At 70.8% G+C, this 21,331-nt stretch carries 14 protein-coding genes and 1 pseudogene; 6 read left to right on the forward strand and 9 right to left on the reverse strand.

Features of this window, described 5'->3' with window-relative positions:
- Nucleotides 1–44: 44 nt before the first annotated feature.
- A complete protein-coding gene (locus MU407_RS02330; RefSeq protein ID WP_246954988.1) occupies nucleotides 45–1,523 on the forward strand; it encodes a phosphotransferase in 1,479 nt (492 codons plus the stop codon).
- On the opposite strand, the gene MU407_RS02335 is transcribed toward MU407_RS02330, so the two are convergent.
- From MU407_RS02335 to MU407_RS02370, 8 genes and pseudogenes are all read right to left on the reverse strand, one after another.
- Entirely contained in the window at nucleotides 1,486–1,995 is a 510-nt protein-coding gene (locus tag MU407_RS02335) for a hypothetical protein (protein ID WP_246954990.1), read from the reverse strand. The two genes, MU407_RS02330 and MU407_RS02335, sit on opposite strands and share 38 nt — an antisense overlap.
- 166 nt (nucleotides 1,996–2,161) lie before the next feature.
- Nucleotides 2,162–5,551 (reverse strand): ATP-binding protein, encoded by a 3,390-nt coding sequence (locus tag MU407_RS02340; protein WP_246954992.1) that lies wholly within the window; start codon nucleotides 5,549–5,551, stop codon nucleotides 2,162–2,164.
- A gap of 1,046 nt (nucleotides 5,552–6,597) precedes the next feature.
- Nucleotides 6,598–7,005, reverse strand: a pseudogene (locus tag MU407_RS02345) (alcohol dehydrogenase catalytic domain-containing protein); the annotation flags it as partial.
- Nucleotides 7,006–7,132: 127 nt separating this feature from the next.
- Entirely contained in the window at nucleotides 7,133–9,082 is a 1,950-nt protein-coding gene (locus MU407_RS02350) for an SIP domain-containing protein (protein WP_246954993.1), read from the reverse strand.
- 4 nt (nucleotides 9,083–9,086) lie between these two features.
- Nucleotides 9,087–10,103, reverse strand: a complete 1,017-nt coding sequence (locus MU407_RS02355; RefSeq protein ID WP_246954997.1) for an iron ABC transporter permease — start codon at nucleotides 10,101–10,103, stop codon at nucleotides 9,087–9,089.
- The gene (locus tag MU407_RS02360; RefSeq protein ID WP_246954999.1) at nucleotides 10,100–11,098 is read right to left on the reverse strand and encodes an iron ABC transporter permease; all 999 of its coding nucleotides are present in this window, start codon (nucleotides 11,096–11,098) and stop codon (nucleotides 10,100–10,102) included. Before MU407_RS02360 ends, MU407_RS02355 begins: the two co-directional genes overlap by 4 nt.
- A gap of 3 nt (nucleotides 11,099–11,101) precedes the next feature.
- A complete protein-coding gene (locus MU407_RS02365; RefSeq protein WP_246955001.1) occupies nucleotides 11,102–12,157 on the reverse strand; it encodes an ABC transporter substrate-binding protein in 1,056 nt (351 codons plus the stop codon).
- Nucleotides 12,158–12,340: 183 nt separating this feature from the next.
- Nucleotides 12,341–13,036: a DUF4194 domain-containing protein gene (locus MU407_RS02370; RefSeq protein ID WP_246955003.1), complete on the reverse strand. Its 696-nt coding sequence runs from the start codon at nucleotides 13,034–13,036 to the stop codon at nucleotides 12,341–12,343.
- 165 nt (nucleotides 13,037–13,201) lie between these two features.
- On the opposite strand from MU407_RS02370, the gene MU407_RS02375 reads away from it, so the two are divergent.
- Both MU407_RS02375 and MU407_RS02380 read left to right on the forward strand, forming a co-directional pair.
- Nucleotides 13,202–14,047 carry a hypothetical protein gene (locus MU407_RS02375; RefSeq protein ID WP_246955005.1) on the forward strand — a complete coding sequence of 282 codons (846 nt, stop codon included), beginning with the start codon at nucleotides 13,202–13,204 and terminating at the stop codon, nucleotides 14,045–14,047.
- A 114-nt stretch (nucleotides 14,048–14,161) separates the two neighbouring features.
- Nucleotides 14,162–14,569: an MGMT family protein gene (locus MU407_RS02380; protein WP_348647996.1), complete on the forward strand. Its 408-nt coding sequence runs from the start codon at nucleotides 14,162–14,164 to the stop codon at nucleotides 14,567–14,569.
- On the opposite strand, the gene MU407_RS02385 is transcribed toward MU407_RS02380, so the two are convergent.
- Entirely contained in the window at nucleotides 14,539–16,131 is a 1,593-nt protein-coding gene (locus MU407_RS02385; protein ID WP_233190566.1) for a DUF3375 domain-containing protein, read from the reverse strand. The genes MU407_RS02380 and MU407_RS02385 overlap by 31 nt on opposite strands.
- Nucleotides 16,132–16,279: 148 nt before the next feature.
- Here MU407_RS02385 and MU407_RS02390 point away from each other — a divergent pair, with 148 nt between their 5' ends.
- The 3 genes from MU407_RS02390 (at nucleotide 16,280) to MU407_RS02400 (ending at nucleotide 21,005) form a co-directional block, all read left to right on the forward strand.
- Nucleotides 16,280–16,693 (forward strand): ATP-binding protein, encoded by a 414-nt coding sequence (locus MU407_RS02390; RefSeq protein WP_246955006.1) that lies wholly within the window; start codon nucleotides 16,280–16,282, stop codon nucleotides 16,691–16,693.
- On the forward strand, nucleotides 16,617–17,843 hold the full coding sequence (locus MU407_RS02395; protein ID WP_246955008.1) for an ATP-binding protein: 1,227 nt from the start codon (nucleotides 16,617–16,619) through the stop codon (nucleotides 17,841–17,843). The genes MU407_RS02390 and MU407_RS02395 overlap by 77 nt, the downstream gene beginning before the upstream one ends.
- A 153-nt stretch (nucleotides 17,844–17,996) precedes the next feature.
- Nucleotides 17,997–21,005 carry a glycoside hydrolase family 2 TIM barrel-domain containing protein gene (locus MU407_RS02400; RefSeq protein ID WP_246955010.1) on the forward strand — a complete coding sequence of 1,003 codons (3,009 nt, stop codon included), beginning with the start codon at nucleotides 17,997–17,999 and terminating at the stop codon, nucleotides 21,003–21,005.
- Nucleotides 21,006–21,331 lie beyond the last annotated feature (326 nt).

Below are 21,331 nucleotides of genomic sequence, written 5' to 3' on the forward strand. Positions count from 1 at the left end.
TAGCCGCCGCGCCGGAACCCGGCGGGGTCCGTACAGTGGGGCGCATGGACGCCACTGCTCCCGCCTCCACCCCGCCGAGCCCGCCGCCGGCCACCGATCTGGATGTCTCGGCGCTGCCGGACTTCGCCGACGTGCTGGATCTGCTGACCGATCACCTCGCAGCGTGGATGCCGCTGCAGCGCTGGTACGCCCACAAGGGGGCCGGTGCGCCGACGGTCCTGGTGGCGGGCTGGGCGCCGCTGCGGGTGGCCCCTGATCACGTGGTGATCGAGCTGGTGGTCGAGGTGCAGCTGGAGGGCGGGTCCAGCGCGCTCTACCAGGTGCCGCTCGTGCTGCGGCATCCCGATGCACCGGCCCCGCCGCGGGAGGACGGCTCCGAGGTGGGAGTCATCGCCGTGCCCGGGGGTCCGCTGCGCGCCGATGATGCCTGCCGGGACACGGACGGCCGCGCAGCGCTGGTGGCGCCGCTGGTCGGCGGCGAGGGGGCGCTGGGGCCGGGTCTGTCGCTGGCCGTACATCGCACGGACCCGTCGGCCCCGCTGCCGCTCGGACGGCGCATGCGCTCGCGTCTGCTGGCCGGAGAGCAGTCCAACTCCTCGATGATCGTGGAGACCGACGGGGCATCGCCGCTGATCGTCAAGCTGTTCCGGGTGCTGCAGGATGGGGAGAATCCCGATGTGCTGCTGCAGGGGGCCCTCAGTGCGGTGGGCAGCACGCGGGTGCCCGCGATGTTGGGCTCGGCGACACTGCGCCACGGGCAGCTGCGCACCCATGCGCTGTTCGCCCAGGAGTTCCTGCCGGGGGTGGAGGATGCCTGGCGGGTGGCGCTGCAGCTGGCCCGGACGGGCGAGGACTTCACCGGCCCGGCCCGAGAGCTGGGGCGCACGGTCGCCGAGGTGCATCACGATCTGGCCCACGTGCTGGGCACGGCGGAGTCGGGGGCCGAGGATGTCAGCGACATGCTCGCCCAGATGCGTGAGCGCCTCGAGACGGTGGCCGCGGAGGTGCCGCAGGTCGCGGAGCATCGCGCGGCGCTCGAGGCCCTGCTGCAGGATGCGGCGGAAGCGAGCTGGCCGTCGATGCAGCGCATCCACGGTGATCTGCACCTGGGGCAGGTGCTGCAGGTGCCGGGCCGCGGCTGGGTGCTGCTGGACTTCGAGGGTGAGCCGCTGCGGCCCCTCACCCAGCGGAACCTGCCCGATACGCCGCTGCGGGACGTCGCCGGCATGCTGCGCAGCCTGGACTATGTGGCCGGGGCGGTCGCGCTCGACCACGGCACGGATGCCACAGCGTGGGCGCAGGCCGCCCGCGAGGCGTTCCTCGAGGGCTATGTGACCGGTGCCGACCCCGCGGCCCGGCAGGAGCAGACCTCGCTGCTGGTGCTGCTGGCGGCGCTCGAGGCGGACAAGGCGGTGTACGAGGCGCTGTACGAGTCACGGAACCGGCCGGACTGGCTGCCGATCCCGCTGGGGGCGCTCGAGCGGATCAGCGCACGAGCCGCGGAGGCGGGGTCAGCGGACTGATCGCGCTGACGGGGCTGGTGGTCGTCGGCACCGCGAGGGAGCCGGGCAGGAACGGGGCGCTCACCGCGCGCAGCAGCACCCGCACCCCCACCTGGACCTCCAGCAGGTCCCCGTCGATACTGGTCCAGGTCGCGCCGCGTACCCCGACCGCGTCCTGAGAGGACCGGTGGTCCATGGCGTGGGCGTCGGCGAACCGTGCGACTGCGCCGAGCAGCTCATCGGTCACGTGCTCGCCGGGTTCGGGGTCGCCCTCGGCGGCCAGCAGGGCGCTGACGTGGCAGTGGGTCTGCAGTCCGTGCCAGGAGCCGCCGGAGGGGCGGTCGCGCTCGGGCTGGTGATCGACGAAACGGTGCAGGGCGGGCTGGACGTCTAGCAGCACCTCGGCGACGTCGGCGAGCAGATCGCGGATACGCGCGTGGGTCTCATCCTGCGTGGGGATGGTGTCCTCAGTGCGGCGGGGAAGAGCTGTCACAGCCTGGCTCCTTCCGCCCTCGACCGCGAGGGTCGCACCGTCCTTCGTGACCGTGGGACCAGCACGGTCGGCGACCAGGCTAGCGAGCTCGGTGGATGCTGCCGATGGGGAGAACTCCCCATCGGCCCCACGTCCCGGTGAGGCAAGGCCCGACGGTGGGGCCCGCTCACTCGGGGACGGGCACGAACTTCACCGGCGCCACCTGCGAGTAGCGGTCCTGGGCGATCGAGACCACGCCCACGCCGCCGATGAACGGCGCCAGGGCCTGCGGGTTCTTGCCGGGGTTGGCGAGGATGACCTGGAAGCCGAAGTGGCGGAAGGACTCCATGGCGGCGGTGATGAACTTCCCGGCGCCCTTGGAGAAGGCCTCGTCGATGATGATCGGGGCGTATCGCGGGACCTCCTGGCCGGTGCCGGCCAACTGGTAGCGCAGCGCCGCGGCGAGGCAGAAGGTGGTCAGGCGTTCGTTCTGGCCACCCGAGAGCGGGCCACCGGATTCGTGGGCGTGGACCACGGCGCCGGTCTCGTCGACCTCCTCGGCGTGGAAGTGGACGTGGCGGCGCACATCGAGGATGACGCGGGATACCTGGTCCTCGCGGGTACGGGCCGCGCCGATGAGATCCATGAGGTGGCGCAGGGACACGAAGCGCTGCTCGGCCAGCTCCCGGTCGCGGGAGATGTCGTTCAGCGCGGTGTCCGCGACGGCCGCCTCGAGGGCCTGCTTGAACTCGTCCAACGCCGCGAGGTGCACGGGCCGCATGGACAGCTGCAGGTAGCGTCCGGCGTGGAACTCCACCTGGGCGAGCAGGGCGTTGATGCGCTGCAGGCGCTTCTTGATCTCGGCGGGCTCGCGGGCGATCGCGGTGGCGAGCGCCTGCACATCCCCCAGGGTGTTGCCGGTGAAGAACTCGAAGAAGCGGTCCTCAACCTCCGGCAGCTTCTCCTCCTCGATGCGCTGCAGGATCGACAGGTAGTCCCCGGCGGCATCCAGGGTGGGGGTGGTGTCCCCGGCCTGGGCGGGCCAGCGGCGGGAGAACTCCCGCATGGCGGTGCGCATGTCTTCCTCGGCACGGGAGGTCCGACGGGTGAGGTCCATCAGCTCGGCATCCAGCGTGGCGGAGGCGTCCTTGGTGACCTGGTCGATGGTGCCGAGCACGAGGGTGGGGGCGATCGCGGCGAAGCGTTCGGCGAGCTCCTCCTCCACCTCGGGGGCGAGCTCGGAGTCGGCCACGCGCTCGCGGGCTGCGGCCAGGCGCTCCTCGGCACGCTCGGCCTGTTCGCCGAGCTTGCCAGCGGAGCGCACCACCTCCAGCAGCTCTTCGTCGCTCTCGGCGATCGAGCGCTCGACGTCCTCGATCTGGCGGGCCAGCTCGGTCAGCGCTGCGGAGCCGTCCTCGGCGGCGCGCACCATGTCGCGCAGGTTCGCGATGCGCCGCGCCACTGAGGCGGCATCGATGTCATCCCACGTGACGGTGCTAATGCCCTGCAGGGCGTAGAGGCGCTCGCGGCGCCGCTGACGCTCGGTCTCGACGTCCTTGCGGCGGGCCTGGGCCTCGAACAGGGCCTGCTCAGCGCGGGTACGCTCCTGCTCGAACACGGTGCGCTTGGCACGATTGTCGAAGCCCAGCACCCACTGGGAGCGGTCGTTGATGCGGTTGTCGGCGTTCTTCTCGTGCCGGGAGGCGGAGTGCTTGATCTGCCCGGAGCGCAGCACGGCGCGGGTGAGGGAGGTGAACTCCTCGAGGCTCTCCGCGCACGTGTAGTCCATGCGGGAAGCGATCTCGCCGGTCAGCCAGGCGTGGAACTCTCCGTCCTTGACCTCGAGCTTCGCGGCCAGGGAGCGGGGGTCCACGGACTTGGCGGGGCGGCGCAGGTCGGTATTGATGCGGTTGTAGGAGATGCGCCGACGCAGCTTGGTGCGGTCGATGACCTGCGCGACCTGCCGGTACACACGGTCGGGCACGAGGATCGACCGGGCGAGCCCCCGCAGCGCCTGCTCGGCGGCGGCGGTCCACTCCTCCTCCCCGGAGCGGACCTGCAGCAGTTCGGCGGCGAAGGGCAGCTCGGTCGGGGCGATGCCCACTTCGGCGGCGATGTGGTCGCGCAGCGCCACGTCCTCGCTATGGAGGTTGGAGGCACGGCGGGTGAGGGAGGCGAGCTCCTCACGGGTGCGTGCCAGGCGGGCCTCAAGCTCACGCACAGCAGCTTCGGCCTCCCAGCGGGAGGCATCGGAGCCCTTCTCCTCGGTCTCGAGGGTCTCCCGCAGGGCGGCGACTTCCCGTTGGAGGGCCAGGAACATGTCCTCACCGGCGGGGGTGCGCAGCTCCACGGTGGCCAGCTGGGCAGAGAACTCGGTGGCGCGCTCGCGGCGGCGCTCGCGCTCCACCTCCAGGCCCGCGATCTGCTGCTTCCAGTCGTCGATCTCACCGCCGCCGGCGCGGCGGCGCTGCTCCTTGAGCTGGGCGAGGTCCGCGCGGGCCTCGTTGACGTCCTGGGTGAGGCGGCGCTGCTGGGCGCTCAGGCGGTCGCGCTCGAGCTGGAGCCGCTCGGTCTCCTCCCCCAGCAGGCGCACGAGGTGCTGAGCGGCGAATACGTCGATGTCTTCACGGCGGTCCACGAGCTCGCCGCCGCGTTCGCGCATGGCCTTCCAGTCGTCGTGGTCGCGGCGCAATCCGCGCAGCAGGTCGCGCTGCTCCCGGGCGGTGACGAGGGCTTCGTGGACCTCGGAGAGGTTGTGAAAGTTCGCGAGCGCCTGGTCGGCCAGCTCGAAGGTGCGCGGCTGGTCGAGCATGTAGTCGCGCAGCAGGGCGTTGATGTCCCCGAGCTCCTTGGCGGACTGGATCTTGTGCAGCAGCCCGAGGGCCTTCTCGTCGGGGATCCCGAGCACCTGGCAGAACGCGGCCCGGTACTCCCGGAACTGCCGGAAGGTCTCGGTGCCGGGGTGCGCGGCCTCCAGGGCCTTGCCTTCGATCTGGGTGGAGACGAAGGGGCGCAGGTCGGTGACGTCCAGCGGGGTGCGGGAGATGACGTACAGGGAGCGCACATCGGAGTCGGCGGCATGCCCGGCGTGCAGCAGCAGCAGGCGGGACAGCTGCACGGTGCCGCCCTGGCCGTCGCCATAGCGCAGGGTGATGACCGACAGGGTGGTCTTCTCCCGCAGCACCTCCTGGCTGAACTCGCCGGTGGCGGGGTCGTAGTGCATGGCCCAGGCGCCGCGCACGTAGCTCGCGACGGTGCGGCGGTACTTCGAGCGCTGGGGGCCGGCGTCGGAGGCGGCGGCATTGAACTGGAGCGTGCGCGGCGGGGTCAGCAGCGCGCTGATCGCGTCCAGAAGCGTGGACTTGCCGGTGCCGGGACCGCCAGTGAGGAAGAAACCCTTGGTGGAGATGTCCAGGTCATGCGTGCCGTGGAAGGTGCCCCAGTTGGAGATCTGCACATGGGTGAGCCGCCACTGGCCGGGGTGCGGATGATCGGGGTCCGTGACGGCGGGGGCATCGGATCCCTGCTCCGGGGCGGTCATGCCAGGCAGGTCGAGGGTGCTCGCGTCGTTTTCCACCCCGACAGGGTACCGGTGTCACCGTCGACGCATACTGCTTCCAGGGCACGCCCGAGCGCTGACGATGATCACCAGCTCAACGCACGGTGACGCTGAGCTCCACAGGTTCCACCGGCCCCTCGAGTGTCCCCTGTGACTGATCGCAGTCTTTGCTGACCTCTCGGGTTCGCGTGCAGTACAGCACTGTGACCGTTGACGTTCCCGGTTCGAGCCCCGTCACTTCGATGGCGAATTGTTGTACCGGTTCGGTGCCGCCATCGCTGCGGTTGGGCTGTGAACCGATCACTGAGCTACCAATCGCGACGTCGGCTCGCACCACCGAGGGATCCGACGTGTCGAGAACTCCCCAGTGGTCTCCGACACCGACGGAGCCGTCCGGCAACCGCACCTGTACCGTCTCCCCCACAGTGAGCTCGATATCGGAGGTGCCTTCCGGGAGTAGGGTCCCCTCCGCAGGTGTGCCGGTCGGCAGCGCTGGGTCCGGCGTCGGACTGCGCTCATCGGGTGCTGTCGGCGCGCAGCCGACTGTAAGGGTCAGGAAGAGAACGACGCCTGCAGGTACCACAGTGCGCCATGGGCTCCGCCCCAGCGGCCGTTCGTCTCTGTCTACAAACATGTGCCTCCACCCCTCGACGGCTCGCGGCGACCTGCCGTGAACCACACCAACCGGGCTCAGTGTGCCCACCAGGGTGCCCAGCCTCCATGGGGAGCACTCCCCATGGCCTGCCGATTCCCTCCCCCATATGAGGACACCGCGAGGGGTCAGAGGTAAGCCGTCCGGGTCACAGGCACGTCGTACGCATCCGAAAAATCGAGTCGGACGCATTTGCGGCGACCCGAAGAAAAGCTAGCAAGCTCTGCGTTCAATAACTGCAGCAATAAGGGGATCGGGTAAACATATGTGACGTCGGCGATTGAACATGGGCCCGATGGAATCCTGGGGAGATGTACACATCGGCATCATGTCGGCCAACAACTCACCAGGCCGCGAGAATGCTCGACTGCGCGTGATAACGCCCCAGGGCTCGCAGACCGTCCGCGTCGCCCTCGCCGACGGGCACGAGGTTGTGGTCGGCGGCGCGGATCACGACCTGCTCAGCCCAGGAGCCGTCGTGGGTGAAGCCGGGCTGGGTCTGGTCCGGGCAGATCTGGGCGGCGCCCTGGCGGCACCAGCGGCAGCGCCCGCATCCCTCGACGAAGGGGGTGGTCACCCGGTCCCCGACCCGCACCGCCCGGACGCCCTCCCCGAGCGCAGCGACGCGGCCGACCATCTCGTGCCCGGGCACGCGCGGGAGCGTCACCGAGTCGTCATGACCGGCGAAGGCGTGATGGTCCGAGCGGCACAGCCCCGTCGCCTCCACGTCCAGCACCACGCCGCCCGGCGGAGCCGACGGGGCGGAGAGGTCGCGGACCTCAGGACGGAGACCGAACTTCTCGATGACGACGGCGCGCATGGTGACAAGTGTGTCAGGCTCAGGCTGCGCCTTCCTGCTGATCTCCTCCCGCTCGTCCCTCGCAGCACGTCGATCAGGCTCCGCCCACCCGCTGATCTCCTCCCGCTCGTCCCTCGCAGCACGTCGATCAGCCTTCGACACGCCCCTTGCGCCAGTAGCCCATGAAGCTCACCTGCTTGCGGTCCACGCCGAGCTCCTTGACCAGGTGGCGGCGCAGGGTGGTGATCACCCCGGCCTCCCCGGCGAGCCACGCGTAGAAGGGGCCGTGCCCCTCGGTGGTCTCCCACAGGATCGTCTGGTCGATGTCGACCTCCTCGAACTCGCCCGGCTCGGCAGGCACGCCGACGGAGCAGTCCTGGCACAGCTCCGGCCGCTCGTCCAGGAGGCGCCGCACCGCGGGGACCAGCAGCGTGCCGTGCGGGGCGTCGCCGCGGGCGAGCCAGGTCAGCTCCACGTCGGATCGGGAGAGGACGCGCTGCTTGTCCCGGGCGTCGGGCACCTCGATGAAGGCGTGGCCGGTGAAGCCGGCGGGGAGCGTCTCGAGGATCGCGCAGATCGCGGGCAGGGCCGTCTCGTCCCCGGCCAACAGCAGGCGCCGGGCGGTGCCGGGACGGAACTCGATCCCGCCGTAGTCGGGGCCGACGAGGCGGCGGTTCGGGCCGAGCATCGTGATCGTGTCGCCCACCTCGGCGGCGGCCGCCCAGCGGGCCGCGACCCCGGAGCCGGGGACGACGGGCTCCTCGAGGTGCAGGACCATGTCGATATCCAGCTCGGGGTCCTCCCCCAGGTTCCCGGGATGGCCCGCGCCGCGCATCTCGCGGATCGAGTAGGTGCGCATCCAGCCGCGCTCGGCGGTGTCGACCTGCAGCCAGTCGCGGTACCAGCCCGCGAAGGCGTCGGGGTCGGAGACGGCGTCGGGGCGCAGCGCGGCGAAGTGGTCCGCGCTCGCCTCGGGGCCCGGGATGATCAGCTTGATGCGCACGTCCAGCAGCGGCCCGCCCACGCCGAGGTGGCGCAACTCGGGGCTGGTCAGGGTCAGGCGCACGAGGTTCTCGCCCACCATGGTGCGGGCGCCGACCGTGAGGGTGAAGGCCAGCTGCGGACTCCCCTCGAGCGCGGGGACCAGCACGGGCTCCTCCGAGGCGCGGGCGGCGGTGCGGTGCTGGTCGGTGGCGACGGGCATGGGGTCCTCCTCGGACTCGTCGGCCGTGCCGGGGGCGGTTCCGGCGTCGGCCTGGCGTGCGGATTCGGGGTCGGTGCCGTCGGCGCCCCGGGAGGCGACGGCGTCGGGGGCGGTCTCCCGGCCCAGCGGCAGCACCATCGGGGTGCCGGTGACCGGGTCGGGGGCGATCAGGGCGTTGAGGGCGAAGACCTCCTTGACCATGGCCGAGGTGATCACGTCGGCCGGGGCGCCCTGGCAGTGGACGGTGCCGCGATGCACGGCGACGAGATGATCGGCGTAGCGGGCGGCGAGCTGGAGGTCGTGCAGCACGATCGCGACGGTGGTGCCGCGGGTGCGGTTCAGCTCGCTGACCACGTCGAGCACCTCGAGCTGGTGGGTGACGTCGAGATAGGTGGTCGGCTCGTCCAGCAACAGCACCTCGGTGCGCTGGGCGAGCGCCATGGCGATCCACACCCGCTGGCGCTGCCCGCCGGAGAGCTCGTCGAGCAGACGGCCCTCGAGCTCGTCGGTGCGGGTCAGTGCCAGCGCCTCGGCGACCGCCTGCTCGTCCTCGTCGCTCCACTGCGGGAACAGGCCTTGGTGAGGGTAGCGGCCGCGGGTGACCAGCTCCCGCACGGTCACCCCGTCGGGCGCGAGCGGGGACTGCGGTAGCAGGCCGAGCCGGCGGGCGAGCTCCTTGCCGCGCAGGGAGTGGATGTCGGCGCCGTCCAGCAGCACCGACCCCTGACGGGGCGGCAGCAGGCGCGACAGGCCCCGCAGCAGGGTCGACTTCCCCGAGCCGTTCGCGCCGACGATCATCGTCACCTTCCCCTCGGGGAGGGTCAGGTCGAGGTCCTCGACGACGACGCGCCGCTCGTAGGCGAGCTGCAGGTTCCGGGCGGTCAGATGGGCCACGGGATCACCTTCCACTTCCGGAGGTCTTCGAGCGCACGAGCATCCACAGCAGGAACGGCGCCCCGAGCGCTCCGGTGATGACGCCGGCCGGCATCTCGTGCCGGCCGAAGAGGTTCTGGCCCGCGACGTCGGCCGCGAGCACGAGCACGGCGCCGAGCAGCGCCGCGAGGAGGAAGCTGGGCCGGCCCGCGATCATCCGCGCGAGAGGTCCCGCGAGGAAGGCGACGAAGGCGAGCGGGCCGGCGACCGCGACGGTGAAGGAGCTCAGCAGCACCCCCACGATCACCAGCGCGATGCGGGTGGCGGGCACGGGCAGGCCGAGGCTGGTGGCGGTCTCGTCCCCCAGCTGCAGGATCCGCAGCCTGCCCACCAGCCCGGCGAGCAGTGGTACGAGCACCACCAGAGAGCCGGCCAGCACGGCGGCGCGCGGCCAGGTGGCGCCGGCGACGGAGCCGACCAGCCAGTGCATCGCATCCCCCGCCTGCTGGGACTCCATCCGGCTGAGCAGGTACTGGATCACTGCCGTGAAGCCAGCGGCGACCCCGAGGCCCACCAGCACGAAGCGGTCGTCGACCGCCCCGGCGCCGCCGGCCCCCGGACCGCCGGGTCGGTGCACCCGCGCCACCCACAGCACCAGCAGCGCGGTGCCGAGGCCGCCCAGCAGCGTCCACCAGAACAGCGCCATGCCCTGGGCGTCCAGCACGGCCATCGCCAGCACCGCGGCGGCGGAGGAACCGAGGGTCACGCCGATCACGTCGGGGCTGGCCAGGGGGTTGCGCAGCAGGGTCTGGAAGACGGTGCCGGATAGGCCCAGCGCCGCCCCGGCGAGGGCGCCGACGACCGCGGCAGGCAGGCGGTCGTCCATCACGATGAAGGAGACGCCGGGGATCTGCTCGCCGAGCACGGCCCGCACAGCGAGGTCGGCGTAGACGAAGGGGGTGCCCAGCAGCACCCGGGCGGTGAGGAGGCCCGCCACGGCCAGGACCAGCAGCAGCGGGAGGAGGAGGCGGCGCGAGGTCACAGGGCCACCCGCTTCCGGGTCCGGATCAGCACGAGGAAGACGGGCACGCCGAGCAGCGCGGTCATCACGCCGACCTGCACCTCGGCGGGCGGGGCGATGACGCGGCCGACCACATCGGCCAGCAGCAGCACCACGGGTCCGAGCAGCAGCGAGAGCGGCAGCAGGCGGCGGTGGTCCGACCCGACGAGCAGGCGCACCGCGTGAGGGACCACGAGGCCGAGGAAGCCGACCGGTCCGGCGAGGGAGACCGCCGCCCCGACCAGCAGCACGATGCCGACGCCGAGCACGACCCGGGTGCGGCCCACGTGGACGCCGAGCCCGGCGGCGGCGTCGTCGCCGAGGGCGAGGGCGTTCAGGGACGGGGCGGCGCCGAGCACGATCAGGGCCCCGATCAGGAGGGCGGGCGCGACGGCCGCGAGGTCCCCGAGGTCGCGGGCGCCGAGGGTGCCCACCTGCCACAGCCGCATCCTGTCCAGCGCCCCCTGGTCGAGGATCACGAGGGCGTGGACGAGGGAGCCGAGGCCTGCGGTGACGGCGGCGCCGGCGATCGCGAGGGTGACCGGGGTGGCGCCGGTGCGGCTCGCGGCGGCCAGGGCGTAGACGAGCACGGCCGCGAGGGCCGCGCCCATGAAGCCCGCCGCCACGAACTGGGTGACGCTCGAGAAGGAGAAGAGGTAGACGCCGGTGGCCACGGCCGCGGCCGCGCCCGAGTTCAGTCCGAGGATCCCGGGATCGGCCAGCGGGTTGCGGGTCATGCCCTGCAGCCCCGCGCCGGCGAGCGCCAAGGCCACGCCGACGGCGAGCCCGGCGAGGGTGCGCTGCAGGCGGCTGGCGAGGACTACGTGATCGGCGCTGCCCGGGTCGAAGGCGAGCACGGCCTGCCAAACCGCGTCGAGGGGGACGGTGCGGGCGCCCACCAGCAGGGAGAGCACGCAGGCGACCGCCAGGGCCACGAGAGCCCCGGCGGTCGCGAGCAGGGTGGGCCGGGAGGGCACCGCTCAGGCCTGGGCCGTCTGCGCGGCCTCGATCACGGAAGGGACCACGTTCTCGAGCGCCCAGGGCAGGCTCAGCACGCTCGCCGCGGAGATCGAGAGGGTCTGGTGGTCATCGGGGGTGAGGACGAGGGCGCCGCTGGCGACCGCGGGGATCTGCGCGAACAGCGGATCGTCCTGGAAGGTCTCGACGGTGTCGCCTGCGGCGGCCCAGGTGTACAGGACGTCGGAGACGAGCTCGTCGCCGCGCTCGGCGGACCAGTCGAAGTAGAAGGTGTTCTCGTCGGCGGTGTTCTCGGTGACGACCTCGGCCTGGGTCATGCCGAGCGCGGTGAAAAAGCGCGGGCGGGTGTCGCCGCCGGAGTAGATCGAGATGGTGTGGTCCGTGGTGGACAGGCTCGCGGCGATGAAGGTCGACCCGGCCACGGCCGGGTTCTCCTCGCCGACGGCGGCGAGGTCGGCGGTGAGCTGCTCGGCGAGCTCGGCGGCGGCGTCGCTGCGGCCGGTGGCGGTGCCGACGGCGGTCAGCACCTCCTCCCAGGAGGCGGTGTAGTTCGCGGCGAGCGGGCCGATGGTGGGGGCGATCTTGCTGAGGGTCGCGTACTCCTCCTCGGTGAGGCCGGAGTAGGCGGCGATGATCAGGTCCGGGGTCAGCGCGGCGATCTCGTCGGTGTTGACGCCGTCGGCCTCGGAGTAGGTGGTCGGGGCGTTCTCGCCGCCCCAGGAGGCGCCGAGCTCCTCGAGCTTCGCGTCAATCCAGTCGGTGGACTGGTTGTCGTTGCCGCCCCACTCGACCAGCGGCAGGCCGACGGGCACGATGTCCAGCGCGAGGACGGTGTCGGCGTTGACCCAGGAGACGGTCGCGATGCGGGTGGGCTCCGCGGCGCTCTCGGTGGTGCCGTAGAGATGCTCGACGGTCGCCGGGAAGGCGTCGGCAGCGGCGGAGCTGCCGCCCGCATCGGAGGCGCCGGTGCCGGCGACGTCGCCGCCGCTGCAGGCGGCGAGGGCAGGCAGCGCGAGGGCGGTGAGCACGACGGAGCGGCGCGTGAACGAGCTCGACATGGGGCGATCCTTCTCTCGGTACCCCCGGTCCAGGGGTAAGGCGAGCCTAACCTTATTACGCAACACTCGTGTTACTCAATTGCCGAGAGGGTCGTCGCGGCCTCCGACACGGACCCTCCGGACAAGCGTGCCGGTCACAGCCCCCGCACCCCGACGGGAATGCGTCTCAGATCACCCCGAGGATCAGTCGGTCAAGGCCGCCCCGTCCTCGCTGTCCGCACCCTCCGGATCCTCGGCGTCTCGAGGGTCCTCGAGCCCGTCGACCCCGGCCTGCCGGTACAGGGCGATGAACTCCCGCGCAGTGTCCGGTCCGATCATGAGGCGCAGCACCGGGGAGACCTCGTAGTCATCGCCCTGTTCGTCCAGCAGCCCGGCACGCTGGATCTTCGTGATCGAGGCGCGCACCTCCTTGGCGAAGCCGGCTTCGTCGGTGGAGGTGGTGCGGCGGTAGGCGGCCAGCGCCTGCTGGATCTCCGCCTCGGAGACGACGGTGCGCTGGCCGCGGGAGGACTGGGTGAGCAGCATCTGGCGCAACACGAGCAGCAGCACCGAGTCCAGACGGTTCATGCCGGTCAGGCGGCGCAACAGCTTGGGGGCGTCGGGGTCCTCCTCGCTCTGACGCACGAAAGCGACCTGGGCATCGTCGTCGATGATCAGCTCGAGGAAGAGGTCCGCGAGGCGCGCTTCGATCGCGGTGCGGTCGCGCAGCAGCTGGGCGTAGCGGCCGCCGTCGCGGCGCCCGTCAAGGAAGGGACCCTGGAGTAGGTGCACGAGCACGCGGCGGGACTCATCCACGAGGGCTGGCTGCGGGATGGAGGCCTCGAGGTCGGTGGTATCGGCGGTGTCCTCGACGGCCTCGGAGGTGGGGGCAGAGCTCATCACGGCCTCATACCTTACCGGCGGGATCGGTGCGGCCGACGGGGCGCACCGCGCGGCAATGTCGCGTCGAATTCCCCACCACGGGCCGACAGATGATGGAATCATCCCTGTAATCTGGATCACTCCGCACCGCCGGTGCGGTCTCTCTACCCCGAGGAGATTGCCGTGAACCTTTCCCGCAACCCGTGGGTCCTGATCATCGTCGTGGTGATCGTGGTCCTGCTCGTGATCGCACTGATCGCCGCGGGCGTCGCCGCGTCGAAGAAGAAGGCCAAGCAGCAGGAGGAGGACCGCCGTCGGGCGGCCCAGATCCGCGATGAGACCCAGCAGCAGGAGCACCAGATCGCCGAGCGCGACCTGGCCGTGCGGGAGCAGGAGATCGAGGCCGATCGGGCTCGCCTGGACGCCGAGCGCAAGGCCAAGGAGGCCGAGCAGGAGCAGCTGGCGGCGGAGCGTCAGCGCAACGAGGTCGATCGCGAGCGCGCCTCCGTGGATGAGGAGCGCACCGCGCTGCAGGATCGTCGCGCCGAGGCGGATCGTCTGGATCCGGACGGCGCGCACCGCGACCAGCGGTACGAGCAGCACGGCCGTCACGAGCAGCTCGATGAGCACCAGCAGCACGATGGCTACGACCAGCGTGATGGCTACCAGCAGGACGGCCTGGACCATGAGGTCCCCGCTCAGAACCGGGTGGACTCCGATGCACCGCGCGCCGAGGGCCACGGTCGCCGTGCCGCCCATCCCGCGCAGGACAGCCTGACCGGCCACGAGGAGCACGGCCAGCGCGGCTCCGTGACCGCGAACGCCGATGAGGGCTTCGGCCGCCCCGGCGACCGCCGCGACCACGACGCCTACCAGCAGGACGGCCTCCAGCAGGATGGCTACCAGCAGGACGGCCTCCAGCAGGATGGCTACCAGCAGGACGGCCTCCAGCAGGATGACCGTCAGCGCGACGGCTACCTGCAGGACGGCGACGGCCACGGCGTCGACGGCAACGAGCCGCGTCGCTGAGCTGACTGATCCGCACCACAGGCGGCCCGGGCACCCCACGGTGTCCGGGCCGTCTGCTGTCCGCGGGCCGTAGGCCCGATGAGCGATATGGGGCCGGTGCGGGACACTGGGCCGATGAGCACGCCGCGCACCCGGATGGATGACCTCACCGTCGAACGCGTCCTGCGGGTGGTGGAGGCGATCCCGCCCGGCCGCGTCGCCGCCTACGGGGAGATCGGAGCGATCGTCGGGGTGGGGCCGCGCCTGGTGGGGCGGATCCTGCGAGAGTGGGGCTCGTCGGTCCCGTGGTGGCGGGTGACGAACCACCAAGGGGATCATCCGCTGCTGGAGCGAGCGCTGCCGCACTGGCGCGCGGAAGGGATCGTCGTCGCACCAAGCGGGCGCGGATGCCGGATGGCGGAGTTCGGCGCGGACCTCACGGCGCTGCGTGAGGCTGCGCGACCGCGCCTGGAGCAGCTTACGGAGCCCTCAGCCCCCGAGTCCGCAGGCCCTCACGCGGCCGGCAGGTCCTCGAGAAAGTAATAGGTGGGCACGAGCGCCGCGTAGTCGGTGCCGTCGAGCTCGTGCCAGGTCACCACTTCGGTGGAGCCCTCGCGGCGCTGCGCATGCTGGGTGGCGAGGAACATCAGGCCGATCACGCTTGCGAGCCCCTGGCTGGCCGGGTGCTCGCGCAGAACCTCGCCGATGCTGGCCTGGCCGCTGCGGCCGCGCACGGCGTTGACGTCCCCGGTGAGGCCGGCGATGTCGATGTCGTTGGTGCGCACAAGATCCTGCAGCACCTCGACGCTGAGGGTGGTGGCGTCATGCACTTCGGCCTCGGCGGGGGCGCCGGGGTCGGTGGGGTCCTTCAGACGGTGCTGGGAGACGGAGGACAGCTGCACGCGCGAGAGGTCCAGCTTCAGGGGGAACGGGGCGCGGGTGGGCACCTCGTCCTTCTGGGCGAGTGCGAGGCCCTGCGCCTCCTGCAGTGCCTCGAGCAGCACCCGGTGCTGGCGGAAGTCCTGGGAGCGGACGAAGCGGGCGAGCGAGCGGTACAGCTCGGTCTTGACGTCCAGCACCTCCTGCGCCGGTTCGTACAGGTCGCTGAAAACATTGGCGAGGCGCTCGCGCTCCTCGCGGCGCAGGGAGCGGGCGAAGTCGCGGTCGAGCAGGCGGTCCACGAGCTCCTGGGCGGTGCGGGTCTGCACCGGGTCGTTGAGCATGCGGAAGAACGCGGTGAAGGTGCGGCCGACGGTGGACTGGCCCAGCAGGTCATCACCGGCCAGGAGCTGTTCGAGGATGTCGCCGCGCGACCCCTCCGGGGAGAGGATCTGCTCGCGCAGGTGCAGGTCCACGGCGCGCAGGTCCTCGCGATACTGCAGGAAGTCGCCGGAGAGCTCGGAGGCGATCTGCAGGATGTCGCGCAGGGTGTCCAGGCTCGCCTCGGTGGAGGGCAGCAGCAGCTCCCCCTCGGCGAGGTCGCGGATCTCCTGCTCGATGCGTTCGCGGCGGCGCTGCAGATCCGCCAGCCGCACATCCCGGTCGGTCTCGGTCTCCTGGGCCAGGCGCTCGAACTGCTGGATCACCAGGGCTAGGCGGGACTCGGTGGTCGTGGGGCGGTGCTCCTGCAGCGAGGCGATGAACTGGATCGCATCGATCGTCGCGGGGGAGGGCTCGAAGGTGGTCTCGGTGCGCTGCGGGTCATCGCGCCGGGTCAGGTAGCCCTCGCGCACCCAGGCATCGACGTACTCCGCGGCGGTGCGGCCGGAGCGCCCCGGCTGCTCACGGGGGTCGCCGGGGTGCTCGGCGTCCGCGTGCTCGGTGCCGGGATGCCCTGCGTCCGCATGCACTGCGTCGGCATGCTCGGCGTCGGTGTCATGCAGAAGCGCCAGGTGGGTGCCCACGCGGGCGACGAGCTCGCTGCGGGGCAGGCGCCGGTCCCCCGCGGGGAACACGGCCTGCAGGATCGCGAGCACGGCCGGGGCCTTGGTTGCCGCGAGCAGACGCCACGTGGAGGCGCGGCGCAGCTGCTCATAGTCCTCCTTGCGCGCGGCGACGGCGTCGCGGCGGCGCGCAGGCGGGCCGGGGTCCAGGGGCGAGGTCACGGGGAGGGAGTCTACCGGCGGCATGAGTTATCCACAGTGGCCCCAGAGGAGAGGCACAGCTCATTACACTCATAACACGCTCATAACACGCATAGGGAAGAAAGATGATATGAGCGTGCCATGAGACGTGGCATGAGAGGCGGGCAGCGTGGAAACCCAGGAGTTGGTCGACGACCTCCGTCGTCGCGGAGTCGAGACCACACGTGTGGAGCTCAAGGCTGCCGCAGGCGGGCTGCCCAAGTCGACGGTTGAGACCCTCAGCGCTTTCGCCAACGCCCGAGGCGGAACTCTCTTGCTTGACATCGACAACGACCTTCGGCCTGTCGACGCAGATGTCGAGGCGCTGCGCGATGCGCTATCACGGATGGCGTCGACAGATCTCGTGCCACCCTTGCGGGGAGAGATCGACATCGAGGTGATCGACGGGAAGCATCGGATCGTCCGGTTCGATGTGCCAGAAGTCCCTCTCGAGGACAAGCCCTGCTATGTCTCGACGCGAGGCCGGCACCACGGCTCCTTCATCCGATCAGGAGAGGGGGATCATCGCCTCACGCGACGGTGAGCTGTTCCCGACGCTCGCAGGCCTCCTCACCTTTGGCCAGTACCCGCAGCAGTTCTTCCCGCAGCTCTTCGTCTCCGTTGTCGTCTATCCGGGGACAGCGGCCGGAGAGCTCGGCCCTTCCGGCGAGCGCTTCCTCGACAACAGGTCGATCGACGGGCCGCTTCCCCTCATGGCTGCTGAGGCGATCTCGGCACTGACCCGCAGCATGACCCGGGCCTCTGTCATGCAGGGTTCTCTCCGGGAAGACCGACTCGAGTACCCCATCGAGGTGGTCCGCGAACTGGTCGTCAACGCCCTTATGCACCGCGACTACTCACCGATGTCTCGCGGAACTCAGGTGCAGGTCGAGCTCTTCGCGGACCGCTTGGTGGTCCGTAGCCCCGGCGGGCTCTACGGGCCCGTCGACCCCGACGACTTCGGCGCCCCCGACGTCTCATCGAGCCGTAATGCGCTTCTGGCAAAACTCCTGTCGGAAACTCGCCTGTCCGATTCATCGCTGTTCGTCGCTGAGAACCGCGGCTCTGGGATCCCCACCATCATGCGCTCCCTGAATGCCGCAGGGATGTCGCCCCCGCGTTTCAACGTCACGCTGCGCAAAGTTGAGGTGACGGTTCCCCACCACGCGCTGCTCACCGACGAGGCGCTCGATTGGGTCACCTCACTGGGGGAGGGCGGCCTCACGCCTCCTCAGCTGCAAGCTCTCGCTGTCTTGCGCACCGGGGCATCGGTACGGAATCAGACGCTGCAAGGGTGGGGCGTACATCCGGCTGACGCCACCAAGGAGCTCACAAACCTTGTTGCGCGCGGACTCGCACGGAAAGTCGGGGACCGCAGAGGGGCCTCGTACGTTCTAGCCGACGCTCATGCCTCGCCTGACACCGATCAAACTCCCCCGAAGCGGCCGATCTCGCCAGATCCTGATCGCAGCGTTCCAGCTGTAGCAATCAATCGGACGTCGCGGCAGCAGCAGATCCTCGCACTGCTCGACCATGAGACACCTGTGAAGGCTGCAGAGATCACCGAAGCCCTCGGCTGCTCCTATAGCGCCATCATCAAGGACCTCAATGCGCTCATCGAGTCAGGAAACGTGCGGGCTACGGCGCCGGCCCGCAGCCGACGCCGGGCATACCGGCTGACGAACCCCGCGTAGCACGTCGGCCCACAGGATGCTGCTCCACGCCCCCCGTCCCGGGTACCCTGGGTCGGGAACGTTCACGGACCCCTCGGTCCTTCGCTGCGACTGACACCCGACGCAGCGGGGCCGCAAGGACCTGCACCGCCCAGACCAGGAGACGACTCGCCGATGAGCACCCCGCATCCCGCCCATCCCGCTACCACCGCCCCCGAGACCCCCACTGCCGCCCCGGACATCTGGTGGGAGGAGCTGCCGGCGGGCCGCAATCGTCTGCCCGGCCGCGCCCACCTGCACTCGAGTGCTCCCGCGTTGAACCTCGATGGCACCTGGGCTTTCCGCTACGGCACCCGGGCCGATGGCGCGGACCTCGGCGAGGAGACGACGATCCAGGTGCCGGGCCTGTGGCAGCTGCAGGGTCATGGCGCCCCGCAGTACACGAACGTCATCTACCCGATCCCGCGGGATGTCCCGCATGTGCCCGATGAGAACCCCACCGGGCACTACTCACGCACCCTCGAGGTGCCCGCGGACTGGGCGGAGGCGCTCACCGACGGTGCCCGGCTGCTGCTGCGCTTCCAGGGCGTCGACTCGGCGGCGAAGATCTGGATCGACGGCGCGGAGATCGGCGTGACCTCCGGCTCGCGCCTCACCCAGGAGTTCGACGTCACCGAGGCGCTGAGCGCACCCGGCGAGCACCTGCTGGAGGTGCGGGTGGTGCAGTGGTCGGTCAACACCTACGTCGAGGACCAGGACATGTGGTGGATGTCCGGGATCTTCCGCAGCGTGGACCTGCTGCTGCGCCCCACCGGCGGCATCCATGACCTGGTGACCGACGCGGACTTCGATCCCGCGACCGGGCACGGCACCGTGCGAGCCACGGCCTATGGGGCCGACGGGCAGCCCGTCCCCGCCACCATCTCCATCCCGGCGCTCGGCATCGAACAGCCCACCGCGGAGGAGCCGTTCGAGGTCGGGCAGGTCCAGCCGTGGTCGGCGGAGGTGCCGCACCTGTATGAGGCGACCGTCGCGACCGAGACGGAGACGGTCACGCTGAAGCTGGGCTTCCGCCGCGTCGAGGTGGACGGGGACATCTTCCGCGTCAACGGCGAGCGGATCGTGTTCCGCGGCGTGAACCGGCACGAGGTCGATTCCGTGGTGGGCCGCACCCAGCACGTGGAGAACCAGGATCTCGATGCGGCGCTCATGAAGCAGCACAACCTCAATGCCGTGCGCACCTCCCACTACCCGCCGCATCAGCGGTTCCTCGAGGTGTGCGATGAGGTGGGGCTGTATGTGATCTGCGAGGGCGATTTCGAGACCCACGGCTTCCACGCCGATTCGACCTGGGGTGAGGATCCGACGGGCGCCGCCGAGGGCCCGGCCCGCAATCCCCTGTTCGAAGAGTCGCTGGTGGAGCGGTCGGAGCGGTTCGTGCGCCGCGACCGCAACCATCCCTCGATCGTCATGTGGTCGATCGGCAATGAGGCGGCCTCCGGGCCGGTGACCGAGAAGATGGTCGCTGCGGTGCGGCGCACCGATCCCACCCGCCCGGTGATCTACGAGCAGGATTACGCCGCGGAGTACGTGGACGTGTTCTCGCTGATGTATTCCACGATCGAGGAGTCCGAGCAGATCGGGCAGCGCAAGCTCAGCGCGGAGTACCAGGAGAAGCTGTCGGGGATGCTGCGGGGGTTCGCCCTGGATGTCCCGGAGGGGCATTTCGCGGATCCGCCGGCGATGCACAAGCCGTTCTTGTGGATCGAGTACGCGCATGCGATGGGCAACGGCGCGGGCTCGCTCAAGGAGTACATGGAGCTCACCGAACGCTACCCGGCGCTGCACGGCGGCTTCATCTGGGAGTGGATCGATCACGGCCTAGTGACCACCGACGCCGAAGGTCGGAAGATCTACGGCTACGGCGGGGATTTTGGCGAGCGGCTGCATGATTCGAACTTCGTGGCCGACGGGCTGGTGCTGCCGGACCGCACCCCCTCCCCCGCGCTGCTGGATGCCAAGCACCACTACTCCCCGGTGCGCCTTGAGGTGCAGCCAGGCCGCGCGAGGATCGGCAACCGGTACGCCTTCCGGGACCTCACCCATCTGCGAGCGGAAGTCTCGGTGGATGCGCAGCGCACCTGGCAGGCGCTCGACCTGCCCGCCATCGCCCCCGGCCAGGACGCGGAGATTCCACTGCCGGGGCACGACGGGGCGGTGACGACGGTGCGCCTGGTGACGCGCGAGGCCGAGGGCCCCGTGCCGGCCGGGCACCTGGTGGTCAGCGCCGACCACGTGGATGCGCAGCGCCTGGCGGTCCAAGTGGCCGGGGATGCGCCGACGGGCATCGCGCCGCAGCAGGAGGCCGATGGCACCTGGAGGGTGGGCGCCGCGCGCTTCGATGATCTGGGGCGCCTGGTGGGCCTGGACGAGCAGGAGATCCAGCACGCCGGGGTGGACCTGTACCGCGCCCCGGTGGACAACGAGCGTGCCCGCACCCGCTACCCGCTGGAGGCGCGCTGGAAGCGGATCGGCCTGGACCACGCTCGTCGGCGCCTGGTAAGCATCGGCGCCGAGGGTGAGGAGCTGGTGGTGCGCTCCCGCGTGGGCCTGGACGGCTCGAAGCTCGGGGCGGATGTCGTGGAGCGTTGGCGCGGGGATGCGGAGGGCGTGGCTCTCACCGTGACCGTTACCCCGGTGGATTTCTGGCCCGAGTCGCTGCCGCTGCCGCGCATCGGCTGGTCCTTCGCGCTACCCGCGGCCCCCGACCAGGTGGCCTGGGAGGGGTATGGCCCGCATGAGTCGTACCCGGATACCGGTGGTGGCACCACCTTCGGCTCCTGGTCGGCGAGCCTGGCGGACTTCCAGGTGCCCTACGTTTTCCCGCAGGAGAACGGCAATCGGGCCGGGACCGTGCGGGCCACCCTGAGCGGCGGCAGCGGCGGCCTGGAGATCACGGCGCCCTATGGGCTGGGATTCCTTGCCCGGCCGTGGTCCACCGCGGAGCTGGATCGGGCGGCGCATGATGGCTCGCTCACGCCCGATGGCCTGACCTGGGTGACGCTTTCGGCGGCGCTGCAGGGCGTGGGCTCGGCAGCCTGCGGTCCCGAGCCGCTGCCGCAGTACGTGCTGAGCGCCCGCGAGGAGACGTTCCGAGTGCACCTGCGGCCGCTCGAGTCCTGAACGGCGCGCCCCGGGCCCAGGGTGAGTGGACATCACCGATACCCTGGGTCCGGGCGTCGTCGGGGCGCCTGAGGACGCATAGGACGTAGGGGACACATGACGCAGGGATACGGTTCGGATCCGCAGCAGCAGGGACAGTGGGGCGGCGCGGGGCAGAGCCCGCCACCGGCTCCGCCGCAGCAGGACCCCTGGGGCCAGCCCCGTTACCGTGTGAGCACCCCCGATGGTCGGGGGTCTGGTCGCTCGGCCGGGTATGGCTTTGTTGCCCTGCCATTCATGGTCCGGGGGGTGTTGCCGCCCGGTCGAGAGACACGCGTTGACCGCTG

Origin of the sequence: Brachybacterium sp. Marseille-Q7125, assembly GCF_023062615.1 — a bacterium.
Classification (GTDB): domain Bacteria; phylum Actinomycetota; class Actinomycetes; order Actinomycetales; family Dermabacteraceae; genus Brachybacterium.